This window comes from Paraburkholderia sp. JPY465 (assembly GCF_050436725.1).
GTDB lineage: Bacteria > Pseudomonadota > Gammaproteobacteria > Burkholderiales > Burkholderiaceae > Paraburkholderia > Paraburkholderia youngii.
On record NZ_JBNDMT010000002.1, the window covers coordinates 2,549,339 to 2,566,422 of the forward strand.

A 17,084-nucleotide genomic window follows, 5' to 3' on the forward strand; every position below is an offset into this window, starting at 1 on the left:
AATATAGACGCCGCTCGCGCTGTCCGAGTAGGCGATCGACTTCGCACGGCGCACGGTCGACGCCGCGCCGTCAGTGCGCGTTCAGATAGCCGACGATCAGCGGATAAACATCGACCGCCGCGTTCTTGCCGAAAATGCAGTCGATATGCCCATAGCCCGGAATCAGATGCCGCTCGTACGGCTGCTCGGGGAAGCGCCCGCGCAGCAGGTCGTAAGTGTGCGCGGTGCTGACCGGCAGATACGTTTCGTTCTTCTCGCCGTGAATGAAGCCGATCGGCAGACGCATCCCCTCGAGTCCTTTCATGCCGTTTGCGCCGCTCAGATAGACGTCGTCGCCGCGCGCATCGACGACATGGCCCGCGCGCACCATCGTGGCCAGATGCTGGAAGACGGCCATGTCGTGAATGCCGAACAGTTCCTGCAGGTTCGCATGCAGCGTCTCGTTCAGCTTGTCGTGCTCATAGAGCAGGCCATACAGGAACGTCGCGCGATGACAGATCGGATTGCCGCAGCCCTCGTCGTGATCGACCGGATAGAGACGCAGCGCTTCGTCGAACAGGTTCGCGGGCCACGAGTCTTCCTGCGTATAGGCAGTGAGGTCGCGGATGCGCAGATGCTGCATCAGGTCGGGAATATGCAAGCCGGCCTTGATCCGTTGCAGCGTGCCCGGCACCGGATGTACGGACACCTGCGAGATCACCGCCGAGCGCACGCCTTCGAGTCCATATAGCAGCGACATGCTGAGCGCGAGTCCGCCCAGGCAGTGGCCGAGTACCTGGATGTTCGGCGCGCCGGTCACCTCGCGAATCTTCGCGACCGCGGCGGGAATATCCTCGCGCGCGACCATGTCGACGTTGGCCGGCACGAGCACGCTCGGCAGTTCGATGCTGACGCGCAGATCGACGAGCCATACGTCGTAGCCCGACGCGTACAGATATTCGACGAGGTTGGTCGAGATCAGATCGGTCGAGAAGATGCGGCTCGAGACGCCCGAGCCGTGGATCAGCAGGATCGGCTTCGACTCTTTGTCCGCGGCAGGATCGAAGTAGCGTGTGAGCTTGAGCCGCGTGCGGTCCGGTGTATCGAAGTAGGTGACCTGCGGCGCCGGCGCGCGCAGCGTGCGCTTGGCGCGCGGCGGCGTGTAGGGATCGTAGAACTGCAGCGGCGCGGCCACGCCACCGTATTCGGTGAACAGCACGCCCGCGAAGAATTTGCCGAACTTCAGCGTCCATTCGAGGCGCGTCTTCAGGTCGGGCGCGTGGGTGACTTCGAGCGTGCGCTGCTGCTTCAGGAAGTTTTCCGGCGTGATGACGAGCGTGGCGGTGCCGACGACGGGCGCATCGTCCTTATCCGACGCGCGTATCTCCGCATACAGCGTGTTGGTCTGCTCCCACAGGTTGATCGGCGACGTGCGCGTGATGATCTTCTTGCCGGTCAGATACCAGGTGTTGCCTTCGGCCGCGTCGAGCGTCATCCGGTAGTTCATGTTGCGCTCGTCGACGTCGGACTCGTCGACGACGAACAGGTTGAACGTGCCGTCGCTGATCGTCAGCGGTTGCGCGGAGAGGGCGGGGCAGCTCAGCGTGCCGGCGGTGCGCGCGAGGTGATTCGGGTTGCTCAGCATGTCGGCGAGATCGTCGGACTCGACCGTCAGCGTGAATTCGATCGGGCTCTTGTCGGCTTCGCCCGCCACCTTGGGCGTGTAGGTGCCGACCATCGTCTCGGTGAAGCGCAGCCCGATCTTCTGGGCGGGCGGCGCGGCGGCGGTGCCCTTCGACGCGTAATCGATCGACCAGTCGTGCGCTTTGGCCAGCAGCGCGCAATTGCGTTCGGCGAGCGCGGAGATGGTCAGAAGCGGATTGACGCCGAGCGACATCGGCATCACCGCGCCGTCCATCACGTAGAGGCCGTCATGCACCGCGGCGCCGTCCGTGCCGCTGAACACGCGGCCCAGATGATCGACCACGCCATGCGCGGCGTCCTCGCCCATGCCGCAGCCGCCGAGCGGATGCACGGTCACGGTGTGCCGGCCGGCGATCTTCGTCGAAATCGGGTTGCGCAGATATTTGCCGCCGAGGGGCCTGGTCGCGTCGATCAGCACGTCCTCGACGGTCTGGAAGATCGGCTGGCGACCCGCCTTTTCCCATTCGATGCGCGCACGGCCTTTATCGCCGATCTTGATGCGGCCGCTTTCGTCGTCGTGCGCCATCACGAGGTAGCTTTGCGTGTGATTGAGCGCACCGTGGTACGGGCCGCGGATCAGGCTCTCGATCGCGCGCGCGTCGTAGGCCGCGCGCTCGAGCAGCGACGGGGCGCCCGCCGCATCCACGCCTTCGAGCGGCGCGACCGCGCCGAGCATGCCTACGAGCGCTTCGCCGACCGCGCCGGCCAGCGAGCCTTCCTCGATCACAAAGCCATCCCTGACGTTTTTCTCGGCGGCGCGATTGTCGATCAGGCCGGTGATGGTCGGCCCGACAGGCGGAATCTGCCCGGGCTTGTGCTCGCCCCAGCCGACGCCGTTGATCGGGTCCTTCGTGTTGTACGCGAAGGCGAGCACGTCGCCGTTGCCGGTGAAGTGCTGGCCGAGCATGTCCGATGTGCTCAGGCCCGCGTCGCGCGAGCGCAGCAGCAGCGCGGTCGAGCCGATCGTGCCCGCCGCGACGATGACGATATCGGCCAGCACGAACAGATCGGGCGCGTCGTAGCTTTCGCGGCCGAGCTTCACGAGCTGGAAGTTGACCTTCCATTGCTGCGTGTCGGGATCGCGCAGCACCGAATGCACGGCCGTGCCGGTGAAAATCTGCGCGCCGTGGGCGACCGCGTCGGGCAGATAGTTCATGTGAGTCGAGTTCTTCGCGTCGTAGTTGCAACCGGAGTTGCAATCGCCGCAACCGACGCAGCGCTGCTGCTCGACGCCCGCCGCGTTCGGGCCGCTCCTGAACGTGACCGTGATCGGCGGACGGCTGAAGCGGTCGGCCATGCCGAGCGCCTGCGCCGATTTTTCGAGCGCCTGCAGCTTCGGCAGCGGCGGAAAGTCGTCCGGCACCGGCGACGGCGACAGCATTGTCCGGGCGAGCGCATAGCCGTCGTCGCGTCCGGCTTTGTCGGCGCGCAGCGCGGCCGGCCAGCGCGGGTCGTCCCACAGGCGCGGATCGGCCTCGAGCGCGACGTTCGCATTGATCAGCGAGGTGCCGCCGAGCCCGCAGCCCACCACCGCGTTGACGTCCTCGTTCACGTGCACTTCGAGCAGCGCGAGCGGTGAACCGATCTGCGCCTCGGCGGTGTTGTACTGGATATTCTCGACGCCCTGCACGGGCGTGCGCGGATACTCGCCGGCCATGAATTCGCGGCCGCGCTCGAGCACGCACACGCGACGGCCCGCGCGCGCCATGCGGCTCGCGGCGATCGCGCCGCCGTAGCCCGAGCCAATCACCACCACCTCGTAATGCCGTTGCAGCGCCGTCGGCGCGCTCGATAAGCGGTTCATCAGGACCACCTCGTCTGGAATCGGATGCGGGAAAGGAAGCGCGGCTTCGGAACAAAGACGGCGTGCTGCGGCAGCTTTTTTATCGTAGGCGGAATATCGCTGCAAAAAAAGCGGATGCAAAAAAAGCGCGCCATGGAGGGGCGCGCCGAAGTCGTAGCGTGCGACGTTCAGAGCGGCATGCCCGCCGGCCGTTGCCGGGTGTACCCGCCCGTACGGGCATGCGCTCTTACTTCGCTTCTTACTGACTGGTGCATCAAATAGTGCCTCTTCTCAGGCTGCGTACCGGACATGTTTTTCTTTAAAGAGGTTGCGAATCATGTGAGGCTCCTTCTGTCGGCGATGCAGGTGTCGCCGGATCGCGCCGATCAGTTCCGCCTTGGTCGCCGGTCGGCTTTTGCCGAGCGCGTTGGTTTTGACGTCCTGGTTGAGCAGCTCGTCAGGATTGAGCTCGGGGCAATACCCCGGCAACCGGATCAGGCGCAGATGTGCAGCGTTATCGGCGACGTACCGCTTGACTGCTTTGGACCGGTGCACAGGATGCCCATCGACGATCAGGTAGATCATGCGCGTGGCCTGCTTGAGCAGGCGTTTCAGGAAATCGATGAAGGTCGCGTTTTTGAACGTCCCTTCGAAGACCATAAAGCTCAGTTCTCCACGATTCGTGATCGCAGAAATCATGTTGCAGCCGAAGCGCTTTCCGGTCGCCCTGACGACCGGCGTTTCGCCCTTCAGGGCAAAGCTGGTACCGCTCACGTGGTCGCTGCGCAAGCCCATTTCGTCGCCCCAATAGATGGTTGCCCCTTCCTGCTTCGCCTCTTTCGCAATGCCCGGATAGTCCTCGTTCAGCCAGCGCTCGATTTCCTCGTCCTTTCTCTCGTACGCGCGTCGAACAGGTTTCTGGGCGGTCATGCCCCATGCCTTGAGGTATCGGCCCGCCGTCCACTTCGACACTTTCACGCCGCACTCGCGCTCAATCAGCTTTGCCACCGATTCGCGGGTCCACAGGTAGAACGGCAGCGCAAGCTGGTCGGGCATGCGCTCGATGATAAGCTTGCGCATTTTCACGGCTTGTGGATGAGTCAGGTGGCCGCTTCCGTGCCGACGGCCACGCTTGCCGGACCTCAGTGCCCTCAAGCCACCCTCTCGTGCCAACTTCATCCAGTTGCCCACCGCACGCAGGCTAACGCCATACGTTCGAGCCGCTTCCACTCGCGTCATGCCGCTACGCACCGCTTGCACCACCATCTTCCTCAGGTGCGCCTGCGTTGCCTCGCCCAGCTTCCTTGCATCAGTTTGCGTATTCATACCTCTCTAACGCACAGGGCAGTATTTGGTGCACCGGTCAGTATGTGGCCTGTTGGTTCTCCGAATTGTTACGCGGCCACTTCATTGCATTCGCTATCGCTCGATTCCGCCGCGAGCAGATTCAGCGCAACCAGAATCGCCGCGCGATTGTCGACGTCGATCTCGATGCCGAGCGCGTCGGTGAGCCAGCGGCCGATCTTGGTGTTGGAAAATTCCGCGGCGCCGGCCGTCTTTTTCATCGTGACGCCGAGTTTGACGGCGCGATAGTGATAAGAGGGCACCCGATGCTGCGCCGCGACCGCCGAAAGCCCGCCTTTGCCTTCCGAGCACCAGCCGAGACTGCCGGCCAGCACGATCCGCTCGGGTTCGTCGAGCCCTTCGATGAACTCGCGCGCCGCGCGCCGCACGCTTTGTTCGTCGAGGCCGTATTGCAGCAGCACGCTTTCCACCGGGTCTTCGAGCGCGTGCGCGTGCAGATCGATTTCCTGCGCGACGCCCTCGGTCTCCATCGACACGTTGCGCTGATGGCACGCGCTGCGCAGGCAGTCGATCAGATAGCGGCGGAAATACGCGCACATCGCGTAGCTGTTGGACGGCGCGCTGTCGGCGCAGGCGTTCGTTTCGGTGTGGCCGGGCGCGAGGCGCAACACCTTCGCGTAGATGAACTGCGCGACCAGTTCTTCCTTGTCCTCGCCGAGCGCCTGCAATTCGAGCGGGTGATAGGTCCGCAACGCGCGCTTGACCAGTTCGACCATCGACACCATTTCGTCCGCGGAGAGGCGGGTGCGTCTGCGCCACAGGTCGGGCAGGATCGCGTCGTCGAGTTGGCGGGCGAACTCGTAGCTCGGGACTGCGCCCATGGAAACCTCCGTCACGGTTGACAGGGAGCGCGGTGAGCCGCGGCGCGTGGGCCGCGAAGCGAGGGAAGTTGCCTGTAATGCCGCGCTGAAACGTGAATGCAGTATGGTTCGCGGCAAGGCCTTCGCCTATATGGAAGAAGTGTTAGCCGATGGGTAAACCGCCGGGTAAACCTTCTGACGGAATGCTGACGATTCGTCAGAAGCGTGCGCATTCGCCGTAGAATGAACCGCTCGGGCGGCGCGTCTGGTCGCCCGGTTCCGACCCGCGGGTTTCCCGGAGCACCGCCGCCTGGCCAGTGCTTCGTCTCAACGAAGTTGCCATGCCCCCGCGATCAAGCTGCGCGGGATCGGATCAGGCGCTATCGCGCTAACGCCGACAGAGGAGACCGCCCGATGCGGGCCGACCCGATCCAGCGTGCCATCGACGAAGACCTCGTGCGCGTGCTCTACGCGCAGGACCCGATCGCGTTCTTTTCGCACTGGTTTTCGATCGCGGTGCTGGTGGCCATCTACTGGCCGCATGTGCCGGCGCCGCCGTTGTTTATCGCGTGTTTCGTTTTTTATGCGCTCGCCAATTGCGCGGGCCTCGCGCTGTGGATCTGCAATCGTCGCTATCCGCAGTTGGTGTCGCCGCGCGACTGGATTTATTTGCACGCGCTGCGTGGCGTGCTCCTGTACAGCGGGCCGGGCTTCGCGGTGTGGTTCGCGTTCCAGAGTCCGCAAACCGATCTGCCGCTATTGCATACCGTGCTGCTGGTGACGCTCGCGGCCGGCGTGTTCATGTCGAATGGGTTCGATCTCCTCAATTTTTCGACGTCGATTCCGTTTCTGCTGCTGCCATCGATCGTGCTGCATTTCGGTTCGCATACGTTCGATCGCACGATTCTTGCGATCGTGCTCGCGTTCTTCTTCTGCGCGATCAACGTCTACGCGATGAGCTATCGCAAGCTGTTTCGCCAGGTCGTGCAGGCGCGTGTCGATCAGCAGTACCTCGCGGAATCGCTGGCCGCGCAAAAGCGCGTCGCCGAAGAAGCGAGCCTCGCGAAGACGCGCTTTTTCGCGGCCGCAAGCCACGATCTGCGCCAGCCGCTGCATGCGATCGGCCTGCTCGCGGCGTCGCTGAACGACCCTGCGGCGACGCCCGCGCAGCACGCGAAGACGGCCGGGCACATCGTCTATAACGTCGAGGCGCTCAATCAGCTGTTCAACCAGGTGCTCGATCTCGCGCGGCTCGAAAGTGGCGTGACCCAGGTGATCCGGTTGCACTTCCGGCTCTCCGAGCTGTTCGAGCGGGTCGGCAGCCAATATCGTCCGCAGGCCGCGGCGAAGGGGCTCGCGCTGCGCATCGCGCCGACTTCGATGGTCGTCTACGACGATCCTGTGCTGCTCGAACGGGTGTTGAGCAATCTGCTGTCGAACGCCGTGCGTTATACCGAGCAAGGCGCGATCTGGCTCGGCTTCCGGCGCGCGGGGCGACAAAAGGGCGGCTATATCGAGGTGCGCGATTCGGGCGTCGGCATCGCGCCGGAGGAGCACGGGCGTATTTTCGAGGAGTTTTACCAGGTCGAGAATCCGCAGCGCGACGCGCGTCAGGGGCACGGGCTTGGCCTGCCGACCGTCAGGCGGCTCGTCGGCCTGCTCGGCGGCGAGTTGCAGCTGCGCTCGGCGCCCGGGCGCGGCTCGGTGTTCCGCTTCGCGGTGCAGGCGGGCGACGGGAGCGGCATCGTCGCGAGTCTGAACGATCCGGTCGCGGGCGGCCCGGCTTCGCTGGGGCGGCGTGTGCTGTGCATCGACGACGAGCCGTCGATACTAGAGGGCCTCGCGAGCCTGCTCGAGCGCTGGGGCTGCGAGGTGCGCGGCGCGCGCGACGAAGCCGGTGCGCTCGCCGCGCTCGCGGACGGCTTCGTGCCCGACGCGGTGCTGTGCGACTACCAGCTCGCCAATCACCGCACCGGCGCGCAGGCGCTCAGCGCGATGCGCGGCGCGCTCGCGCGCGAGGGGCACGGCAATGTGGTTACGCTGCTGATCACCGGCGATATGGCGTCGGCGGAGCTGGCGGCGCTCGCGTTGCAGGGGATTCCCGTGCTGCACAAGCCGGTCACACCGGCGCGGCTGCGGCGCACGCTGGAAATGCTGTGGCAGCAGGCCGAACTCGACAAGGGTCGGCCGGCGGGCGCAGTCGTGTTGGGAGATGCGGCGGGAGAGGTTGGTTCAGCGCAGTCGCCGGCAGGGGGCGGCTCGCCGCAAACCGAAGCGGGCTCCGGGGCGCAAAGCGAAACGCAGCCTTAGCAACGGGAAGCAGAGACGGTTGACGCTGCGGCGCAGCGCTATAGCGTTTTCCCCGCCTCCAGCCATCCATTGATTACCGCGATCGCCGTCGAGCGGTTATGCACGCCGAGAGCGCGAAAAATTACCGACAGATGCACCTTCACGGTCCCCTCGGCGACGCCGAGATCGCGCGCGATCATCTTGTTGGTCCAGCCGCGATGCACGAGCCGCATGATGTCCTGCTGACGCGGTGACAGGTTCTCCAGCAGATGCTGCTGGTGCGGCTGCAGCGACGGCGCCGACCTGAGCGGTTCGGTCTGCGCGGCGACGCTCGGGGGCGGCATACCTGCCGATGCATCCGCTTCGGCCCCCGCGCAGCCGGCCGCCTGGGTTTCGCGTGTGCCGAGCAGACTCAGCGCTTCCATCGGCACATAAGCGCCGCCGGACAGCACCAGTTCGATGGCCTTCAGCATCACGCTGGCGGGCTGGCGCTTCGGCACGAAACCGAGCGCGCCGGCCGCGAGCACCGCACGCATCTCGTCGGGCGATTCCTCTGCGGACAGCACCACCACCGGCAGCGCCGGATTCGCCTTCAGCAGCGATTCGAGCGACGTCGCGCCGCTCATGCCCGGCATATGCAGATCGACGATCGCCAGATCGTGATTGGCGTCGGGGCGCGCGGCGGTCGCAAGGGTTTCCCAGCTGTCGGCTTCGTCGAACTGGGCGTCGGGATCGAAGCCGCGCAGCATGCCTTTGACGCCTTGCCGGATCAGTTCATGGTCGTCGGCTACAAGAAACTTCATGATGTCTCCGCGAGTCGAGCCGGTCCGTTGAGGGCTGCCGCCGATGCACATTCCGCCCTGGCGGGCTGCGCACTTGCAGCGCAATTAACTGCGGTACTCATGACACACATCATGGCCGGTTTTCCGCGCTTCTTGGTCGATCCCACGGACCCCGGCACGTTCCAACTCGCCGGGGTCCCGCTCCCTTGCCGTGCCGCGCGCCGCTCGGCTGGGCTGCGACGCGCGTGGCCGGCTGCCGGCATCGTTCGATGCGCTTCGTGATGTTAAGGCAGGTCTCCCGCGCATAGGTTCCGGCTTGCTACGTAGACGAGCCGTGCGAAGCTTTTTTGAAGCGCTGGCGCGCGATCCGGCAGGTTATGCCCGCCGGATCGACACGGGTTCGCGCGCCGCTATCCGACCGCGAATAGCGTCGCTTTCATCAGAAGCTTGAAGGCGAAACCGAGCGACATCGTCGCGGCCACGCCGAAGCACCAGAGCGCGATGAACCAGAGCCAGCCCGGCAGCTTGCGGCCGGGCGCTGCCGCATTGGCATTGGCAGCGGGAGTCGACGCGCGGACACCCCGCTTTTCAGTGATAGTGATGTTGGTCGCCATGACGCACCTTGCCTCGAAAGACCCAGTAACCCATCGTCGTATAGGCGACGATGATCGGCAGGATCACCGCCGCGCCGGCCAGCGTGAACGTCTGGCTCGTGCGTGGCGCGGCGGCTTCCCATAGCGTGATGCTCGACGGAATCGCGTACGGCCACAGGCTCACCAGCAGCCCGAGATAGCCAAGCAGCACGAGCGTCAGCGCGAGCACGAACGGCGTGTTGTGGTGGCGCGCGCGCACCGCGCGATGCATGAAGAACGCGCAGATCGCGACGAGGAACGGCACCGGCAGCAGACGATAGAAGATCCCGTCATGGAACCAGCGTTGCGCGATGCCCGCATCCATCAGCGGCGTCCACAGGCTCACGATCGCGATGAAGCCGAGCAGCACCAGCGTCAGCGGCCAGACCACGCGATGCAGCCGGCGCTGCAGGTCGCCTTCGGTCTTCGCGACCAGCCAGCAGCAGCCGAGCAGCGCGTAAGTCGCGACGAGCCCGAGGCCCGTCAGCAGGCTGAACGGCGTGAGCCAGCCGAACGCGTCGCCGGCATACGCGCCATCGACGACCGGAATGCCTTGCAGGAAAGCGCCGAGCACGATGCCCTGGAAAAACGTCGCGCCCGCCGAGCCGCCGATGAACGCGAGGTCCCACAGGTGCCTCGTGCGACGCGACTTCGCGCGGATCTCGAACGACACGCCGCGAAAGATCAGGCATACGAGCATGAACACGAGCGGCAGATAGAGCGCCGACAGCACGGTCGAGTAGACCACCGGAAACACCGCGAACAGCGCGGCGCCGCCGAGCACGAGCCAGGTCTCGTTGCCGTCCCACACTGGCGCGACCGTGTTCATCATCAGGTCGCGCTCTTTCTCGTCGGGGAAGAACGGAAAGACGATGCCGATGCCGAGGTCGAAGCCGTCCAGCACGACGTACATGAAAAGGCCCAACGCGATGATCGCGGCCCAAACGACGGTTACGTCCATATTCTTTCTCTCGTAGCGTGGGTTAGACGACGTCGATCATCTGATCGGCGGCGGACAGCGGGCGGCGCGCGGTCTGCGCGGGCGTCGGCTGCGGTGTGTCGTGCGGCGTGTCGTGCGGCTTGCCGCCAGGCAGCGCGGGACCCGAGCGCATCAGCTTCAGCATGTAGTAGATGCCGGTGCCGAACACGAGGAAGTAGACGACCACGAAGGTCATCAGCGACAGACCGACCTGCTGCGTGGTCAGCGGCGACACGGCCTGCGACGTGCGCATCACGCCATAGACGACCCACGGCTGACGGCCCGCTTCGGTGGTGACCCAGCCGGCCAGCAGCGTGATGAAGCCGCTCGGGCCCATTGCGACGCACAGCCGCTGGAACCACTTCGCTTCGAACAGACGTCCACGGCGATGCAGCACCCAGGCCGCGATCGACATTGCGATCATCAGCACGCCGAGGCCGGCCATGATGCGGAAGCTCCAGAACACCACGGCCGAATCCGGCCGGTCCTCTGGCGGGAATTCCTTCAGCCCGCGGATTTCGCCGTCCCAGCTATGCGTGAGGATCAGGCTGCCCAGGTGCGGGATCGACACCGCGTAGTGCGTGGTTTCGGCCTTCATGTCGGGGATGCCGAACAGATTCAGCGCGGTGCCGCCTTTTTCGGTGTCCCAGATGCCTTCGATCGCCGCGATCTTCGCCGGCTGATATTCGCGCGTGTTCAGGCCGTGCTGATCGCCGATGAATGCCTGGATCGGCGTCAGAATCAGCAGCAGCCACAGCGCCATCGAGAACATCTTCTTGACGGCGGGATCGCGTCGGCCGCGCAGCAGATGCCACGCGCCGACCGCCGCGACCACCAGCCCCGCGACGATGAACGCCGCCAGCGCCATATGCGCGAGCCGGTACGGGAACGACGGATTGAAGATGATCTTGAACCAGTCGAGCGGCACGACATGGCCGTCGACGACCTCGAAACCCTGCGGCGTCTGCATCCAGCTATTGGACGCGAGGATCCAGAAGGTCGAGATCAGCGTGCCGATCGCGACCATCAGCGTCGCGCCGAAGTGCGCGCGCGGACTCACGCGCTGCCAGCCGAACAGCATGATGCCGAGGAAGCCCGCTTCGAGAAAGAATGCGGTCATCACCTCGTACATCAGCAACGGACCGGTGATGGGCCCGGCGAAACTCGAGAAGCCGGACCAGTTGGTGCCGAACTGATAGGCCATCACGACACCGGAGACGACGCCCATCCCGAAGGCCACTGCGAAGATCTTCGACCAGAACAGACAAAGATCTTTGTAGTAGGCCTTGCCGGTTCTCAGCCAACGCCATTCGAGAACGGCAATGAAGCTGGCGAGACCGATGCTGAGCGCGGGGAAAACGATGTGAAAAGAAACCGTGAACGCGAATTGAATGCGCGCGAGATCGAATGCCGATAGTGCCGAGTTCATGATCCTGTTGTGCGTGATTGCCGCGTGAGTGAATTACGCGCGTCGACCGATGTCGGTGCGCACTGCGCTTGGCAGATGGCGCAAGAGTAGGGGATCGAAACAAAATGTGTTGCAATGCGGTGTGCGTCAAAAAACCGCCTTGTTTTATGCGAAATGCGCGAATCGAAGAGGCAAGCCGTTGATGAGTCTCAAGTTTCCTTTAGCGGCCGAGGCAGGGCCGCGTGTGCGTCGTTGCATGTGCTGCGTCAATCGACCGCGCTGCAGCAATGCTTGTCGCGCAGCCTTGCGCGGCAAGGTCGCGAGCGGTGCCCGTCGTCAGCCGACAATCGATACATCCAAACCGACTTCGTCGGTTCGCGCGCTAGTCAGCCGATTTTTTTATCTCTACGATTCGGCCGTTTCCGTAGTTCCGTGATTCATTGCCGTATTCGCACGGCGTTCTGTCATGCGTCGCGCGCATGCTTCGTGAGCAGCTTCCGCTTCATCCACCTGCCGGCGACGGCAAACTTCAACGACAAGGAGTTAGCAGATGAGCACGATCAGGACGAAAGACGGTACTTCGATTTTCTATAAGGACTGGGGCAAGGGTCGCCCGGTCGTGTTTTCGCACGGCTGGCCGCTGACCGCCGATGCGTGGGATGCGCAGATGCTGTTTCTCGGCAGCAAGGCTTTCGCGTGATCGCGCATGACCGGCGCGGCCACGGACGCTCGGAGCAGCCGTGGGACGGCAACGAGATGGACACCTACGCCGACGACCTTGCCGCACTGATCGAACATCTCGACTTGCAGGACGCGACGCTGGTCGGCCATTCGACGGGCGGCGGCGAAGTCGCGCATTACATCGGCCGACACGGCACGGGGCGTGTCGCGAAGGCCGTGCTGATCGGCGCGGTGCCGCCGCTGATGCTGAAGACCGCCGATAATCCGCTCGGCCTGCCGATCGACGTGTTCGACGGCATCCGCAAGGGCGTCCTCGACGATCGCTCGCAGTTCTTCAAAGATCTGGCCGTGCCGTTCTATGGCTATAACCGCGAGGGCGCGAAGGTGTCACAGGGCGTGATCGATTCGTTCTGGCGCCAGGGCATGGCCGGCTCGATCAAGGGGCTATACGACTGCATCAAGCAGTTCTCCGAGGTCGACTACACCGAAGATCTGAAGAAGATCGACGTACCGACCCTGGTGCTGCACGGCGACGACGACCAGATCGTGCCGATCGACGCAGCCGGCCGACGCACCGCGGAGATCGTCAGGAACGCGACGCTGAAGGTCTATGCGGGCGGCCAGCACGGCATGTGCACCGTGGAGGCCGACAAGGTCAATGCCGACCTGCTCGAATTCATCGGCGCTTGAGCGATCAGAAACGCGTGATCAGGTGATTTGCTGACTGCCCGGGCGGCGTTCAGACGCCGCCCGCGCCGAATGCCGGGCGACCGCGGGCGTCAGGCGATTCACTTCTCGAACAAAAAACCCCTCATGGTCATACGATGTCGCATGAAGGCGATATCCGTATGTCTTTGTTTTTTAAGAGGCTACCAAACGCCTCATATGCAATTTAAGGGTAAATGCGGAGTTGAAATCCGCCGGTTCATCATCGATAGTACGTTATCGTACAACTTGGGTGTGTTATGCGACGCGCACAGCGCGATCCGCCGGCTGCTCAATCCCTCTGTCTGTTCTCTGTAGACCTCGCGCGCGGCGCAGTTAAAGGAACCCCTATGAAGAAGATTGCCCTGAGTGGCGCCGGCGGCCAGCTCGGCTCCGTGGTACGTGCTGAATTCGTCGCGCGCGGCGTGCCGTTGCGCTCGGCCGCTGGCTCGAAAGTGCTGACGCCGCTCGTCGACGGCGAAGACGTGATGAACGGCGACCTGCGCGATTCGGCGGTTGTCGACCGTCTGCTGAACGGCGTGGACGTGCTGATCCATTTCGCCGGCACGAGCGTCGAGCGTCCGCTGCCCGAGATCATCGAGAACAACCTGCGCGGCCTCGTCGAAGTCTACGAAGGCGCGCGCCGCAACGGCGTGAAGCGCATCGTGTTCGCGAGCTCGAACCACGCGATCGGCATGTATCGGGTCACCGAGCATCTGAGCCTCGACTGCGAACTGCGCCCGGATGGCTTTTACGGTCTGTCGAAGGTGTGGGGCGAAGCGCTCGCGCGCATGTACTGGGACAAGCACGGCATCGAAAGCGTGTGCGTGCGCATCGGCAGCTGCCTCGAGCGTCCGACCGAGCAGCGTCACCTGAGCACCTGGTTCGGCCATCAGGACCTGATGCATTTCCTCGATCGCTGCATCGAAGCGGAAGAGGTCGGCTTCCTGACCATCTGGGGCGTGTCGGCCAATACGCGCAGTTGGTGGGACAACAGCGTCGGCGCCGCGCGTCTGGGCTACGAGCCGAAGCAGAACGCCGAGGACTACGCTCAAGACATCCTCTCGCGCCCGAATCCGCTCGATGAACTGGGCCAGCGCTTTCAGGGCGGCAGCTTCGTCGGCATCGACTACTCGCGCGAGGACTAAGTCCCGGGCAGTTCGACGGGCAATGCATCCCGAGGAGATCGCGTAACGAAGATCAAGGGTATTCGCTGGTGGATGGTCGCGCTGGTCGCGGTCGGCCTGATCATCAATTACCTGGCGCGCAACACGTTGTCGGTCGCGGCACCGACGATGATGAAGGAGCTCAACATCACGACCGAGCAGTACGCGCACGTGGTCGTGGCGTGGCAGCTCTGCTATGTGTTCATGCAGCCGGTCGCCGGTTTCGTGCTCGACACGATCGGCACCAAGATCGGCTTCGCGGTCTTTGCGCTGGCATGGTCGGTGGCTTGCGCGGCGGCGGCATGGGCGACGGGCTGGCGCAGCCTCGCGGGTTCTGCGGTCTCCTCGGACTCGCCGAATCGGCGGGTATTCCGGCTGGCGTGAAGGCGACGAGCGAGTGGTTCCCGGCGAAGGAGCGGTCGGTTGCGATCGGCTGGTTCAATATCGGCTCGTCGCCTGGCAAACGTTCAATGCGTGGATTCCGCTGTACATGATGACCGAGCGTCACATGAACCTGAAGGAAGTCGCGATGTTCGCGTGGATGCCGTTCCTTGCGGCTGATATCGGCTGCGTGCTCGGCGGTTATCTGAGCCCGCTGTTTCACAAGTACGCGAAAGTGTCGCTGTTCACGTCGCGCAAGATGGTGTTCGTGGTCGGTGCGTTGTTCATGATCGGGCCGGCTTGCGTCGGTCTCGTCGAGAGCCCGTACATGGCGGTGGCGCTGCTGTGCGTCGGTGGCTTCGCGCACCAGACGCTGTCGGGCGCGCTGTACGCGATCACGTCGGACATGTTCGGCAAGCACGAAGTCGCGACCGCGACGGGCATGGGCGGCATGGCAGGGTATCTGGGCGCTGCCGCGTTCACTGCGCTGTTCGGTGTGCTCGTCACGCAGATCGGGTATAGCCCGCTGTTCGTCGTGCTGGCAGTGTTTGATCTGATTGCCGCGGTCGTGGTGTGTCTGTTGGCCAGGAGTTCGGAGAAGAGGCCGGAGCCGATGTGGGTCGCGCCGGATGCGGTGACGGCGAAGTAAGGCGAAAGTACGGTCGGCTCGTGTGGGCCGATCCGGCGAAAGAAGCGGCGCGCAAGAGTAGGTGCCGTTTCTTTCGTCAGGTTTGCGGCCGATTGCGAGATTGCAGTCTTGCGCCCCGAGCGTTACAGGCGCAAACAGATTAATCGCCCAGCAGACGTTTTAATTCGTCAAAGAACAATGCGGTTATGTATCCCCACAATTTCCGATAAAAATTAAATCCATAGTCTTCGTAAGATTTTTGTCGCCTAACAGATCGCTACCCTGGTTCAGATATCCACCAAACAGGGCGTGGAACTGAGGATATGACTCTTCGTTCATCATTTGAGGGATCTGAGGCGGTTGACCGGATGCAGAGCGGTGGCGCGAGCATCGCGACAAATTACTCGCTGAGAAGCCTTTTTAATTCGTCAAGAAATGAGGCAGTCGTGTAGCCCCATAACTCCGGAGAAAAATCTTGGCCATAGTCGTTTCTGAACGCCGAATCCAGATCCTCCCGGTGCTCGCTCATGAATGAATTGATTTCGTGAACCATCTCGAGGTGGCTCTCGCGTGGGCAGTCTCTCTTGTAGCAAGCGATGATTTCGGGAATCGTATCTCCCCATATATCGAAATCCTCATTCAGGTATGCGCCAAACAGCTGATACATTTTGGGGTAGCGAGTTGACAGCATAAATTCTCTCTATTTAATGTAAGCAGTAACAATATAGTATGGCATTCCGTTGTAGGTTTGATATTTCAGAACGACTACAACCTCATTCATGGGCGTCAGTTTCCCTGTCTCCCTCGTTATGCCATAGCCGACGTTACCCGCCACGCGCCGCGTCAAAGCGAGAGGGCCGCCTCTGCCCGAAGACTGCGCCCATTCCCGAATGATGGTCGCATTGGCACGCATGACTTCTGAGATGGCTGATTCGGCCCGCTCGAGGTTCGTGAACGACGAAACCTTCTCTCGACGCGGCTCGAGTTTGAGTCTTTCTCGCAACTGCGCTTCGGTCCGTCCGACATGCTTCAAGAGCGTGTGTCCGCCAATCCCGCTCCCTGCCTTCGCTTCGTGCATGTCCAGACTGATCCGGCCCATCGCGATACGCGAAGCCCGTATAGCCTTGATCGAACTAGCAAAGCCAAACGGCACGACCATATCGAGCCACAGACCGATATTGTTCGCCATATCGGGGCTGGCCTTCATCGCTTGCGCGAGTTTCGTCGTGCCCTGTTGGGTCAGCGTCGCCGTATCTCGCGCCGTCCAGATCTGACGCAAGCCAGCGGCCGCCGTGTCCGAGCCATGTACGCCGAACACAACGCATCCAGCCTTGCTCGCCATGGTCGGTTCAGGCATCACACACAGCGCGCCGGCCCCGACCATTTCCAGCAAACCGCCGACAAGTTGCAATCCGCCCCATAACCGGTTGGAAATCATTTCGCTGTGGCTGATCGATTGACGGGTCAGCACCGCCGCTAGTTGCGGCGCACTCACCACGACACGCACGCCGTCTCCATCTTGTTCGCCCGACATTCGGTATCCCTCTGTGATTGAGGCCGCCAAGATAGCTGTCGACCAAAGGCACAGGAAATGGGCGATGGATGATTCTTGTGTCCCATTAATCCGATGGCTGCGAGTCATTGACTGCATATCGCTCGTAGTCATGCACTAGCCACGCGGCTTAACGCACGGGAGCAGACGGCAATCCGAGGAGACACGGGGCGGGGAGTCGCCATCGCTAAGCACGATACGAACGTGTCGCGTTAGGCGGCGAAAGAACTCTACGGCCGGAAGAGGGAAA

General features: G+C 63.2%; 13 protein-coding genes and 2 pseudogenes. 6 read left to right on the forward strand and 9 right to left on the reverse strand.

Features of this window, described 5'->3' with window-relative positions; genetic code table 11:
* Positions 1-70: 70 nt before the first annotated feature.
* The 3 genes from QFZ94_RS13870 to QFZ94_RS13880 all read right to left on the reverse strand — a co-directional run bounded on the left by QFZ94_RS13870 (position 71) and on the right by QFZ94_RS13880 (position 5,652).
* Positions 71-3,487, reverse strand: a complete 3,417-nt coding sequence (locus tag QFZ94_RS13870) for an alpha/beta fold hydrolase (protein WP_429457522.1) — start codon at positions 3,485-3,487, stop codon at positions 71-73.
* A 270-nt stretch (positions 3,488-3,757) separates the two neighbouring features.
* Positions 3,758-4,792 carry an IS630 family transposase gene (locus QFZ94_RS13875; RefSeq protein ID WP_429455271.1) on the reverse strand — a complete coding sequence of 345 codons (1,035 nt, stop codon included), beginning with the start codon at positions 4,790-4,792 and terminating at the stop codon, positions 3,758-3,760.
* Between the two features lie 68 nt (positions 4,793-4,860).
* The gene (locus QFZ94_RS13880; RefSeq protein ID WP_429457524.1) at positions 4,861-5,652 is read right to left on the reverse strand and encodes a hypothetical protein; all 792 of its coding nucleotides are present in this window, start codon (positions 5,650-5,652) and stop codon (positions 4,861-4,863) included.
* Between QFZ94_RS13880 and QFZ94_RS13885 the strand changes: the two genes are divergently transcribed.
* Together QFZ94_RS13885 and QFZ94_RS13890 are read left to right on the forward strand one after the other, a co-directional pair.
* Complete coding sequence (locus QFZ94_RS13885) at positions 5,651-5,809, forward strand: hypothetical protein (RefSeq protein WP_410849947.1); 159 nt, start codon at positions 5,651-5,653, stop codon at positions 5,807-5,809. The two genes, QFZ94_RS13880 and QFZ94_RS13885, sit on opposite strands and share 2 nt — an antisense overlap.
* A gap of 236 nt (positions 5,810-6,045) precedes the next feature.
* Positions 6,046-7,941 carry a hybrid sensor histidine kinase/response regulator gene (locus tag QFZ94_RS13890; protein ID WP_429457526.1) on the forward strand — a complete coding sequence of 632 codons (1,896 nt, stop codon included), beginning with the start codon at positions 6,046-6,048 and terminating at the stop codon, positions 7,939-7,941.
* Between the two features lie 38 nt (positions 7,942-7,979).
* Here the strand turns inward: QFZ94_RS13890 and QFZ94_RS13895 are convergent, their stop codons facing one another.
* From QFZ94_RS13895 to QFZ94_RS13910, 4 genes are all read right to left on the reverse strand, one after another.
* Complete coding sequence (locus QFZ94_RS13895; RefSeq protein ID WP_368585306.1) at positions 7,980-8,723, reverse strand: response regulator transcription factor; 744 nt, start codon at positions 8,721-8,723, stop codon at positions 7,980-7,982.
* 389 nt (positions 8,724-9,112) lie between these two features.
* The gene (locus QFZ94_RS13900) at positions 9,113-9,316 is read right to left on the reverse strand and encodes a hypothetical protein (RefSeq protein ID WP_429457529.1); all 204 of its coding nucleotides are present in this window, start codon (positions 9,314-9,316) and stop codon (positions 9,113-9,115) included.
* The gene (cydB, locus tag QFZ94_RS13905; RefSeq protein ID WP_429457531.1) at positions 9,291-10,295 is read right to left on the reverse strand and encodes a cytochrome d ubiquinol oxidase subunit II; all 1,005 of its coding nucleotides are present in this window, start codon (positions 10,293-10,295) and stop codon (positions 9,291-9,293) included. The genes QFZ94_RS13900 and cydB overlap by 26 nt, the downstream gene beginning before the upstream one ends.
* 22 nt (positions 10,296-10,317) lie before the next feature.
* Complete coding sequence (locus QFZ94_RS13910) at positions 10,318-11,742, reverse strand: cytochrome ubiquinol oxidase subunit I (protein WP_429457533.1); 1,425 nt, start codon at positions 11,740-11,742, stop codon at positions 10,318-10,320.
* 153 nt (positions 11,743-11,895) lie between these two features.
* Between QFZ94_RS13910 and QFZ94_RS13915 the strand changes: the two genes are divergently transcribed.
* The 4 genes and pseudogenes from QFZ94_RS13915 (at position 11,896) to QFZ94_RS13930 (ending at position 15,303) form a co-directional block, all read left to right on the forward strand.
* Positions 11,896-12,315, forward strand: coding sequence for a hypothetical protein (locus QFZ94_RS13915; RefSeq protein ID WP_429457535.1), 420 nt, complete (start codon positions 11,896-11,898; stop codon positions 12,313-12,315).
* Positions 12,272-13,092, forward strand: a pseudogene (locus QFZ94_RS13920) (alpha/beta fold hydrolase). The gene QFZ94_RS13915 and the pseudogene QFZ94_RS13920 overlap by 44 nt, the downstream one beginning before the upstream one ends.
* A gap of 365 nt (positions 13,093-13,457) precedes the next feature.
* A complete protein-coding gene (locus QFZ94_RS13925) occupies positions 13,458-14,255 on the forward strand; it encodes an NAD-dependent epimerase/dehydratase family protein (protein ID WP_429457537.1) in 798 nt (265 codons plus the stop codon).
* Positions 14,256-14,327: 72 nt separating this feature from the next.
* Positions 14,328-15,303 (forward strand): annotated as a pseudogene (locus QFZ94_RS13930) (MFS transporter).
* A gap of 379 nt (positions 15,304-15,682) precedes the next feature.
* Here the strand turns inward: QFZ94_RS13930 and QFZ94_RS13935 are convergent.
* Both QFZ94_RS13935 and QFZ94_RS13940 read right to left on the reverse strand, forming a co-directional pair.
* Positions 15,683-15,973, reverse strand: a complete 291-nt coding sequence (locus QFZ94_RS13935; protein WP_368585312.1) for a contact-dependent growth inhibition system immunity protein — start codon at positions 15,971-15,973, stop codon at positions 15,683-15,685.
* 9 nt (positions 15,974-15,982) lie between these two features.
* A complete protein-coding gene (locus QFZ94_RS13940) occupies positions 15,983-16,816 on the reverse strand; it encodes an RNase A-like domain-containing protein (protein WP_368585313.1) in 834 nt (277 codons plus the stop codon).
* Positions 16,817-17,084: the final 268 nt, after the last annotated feature.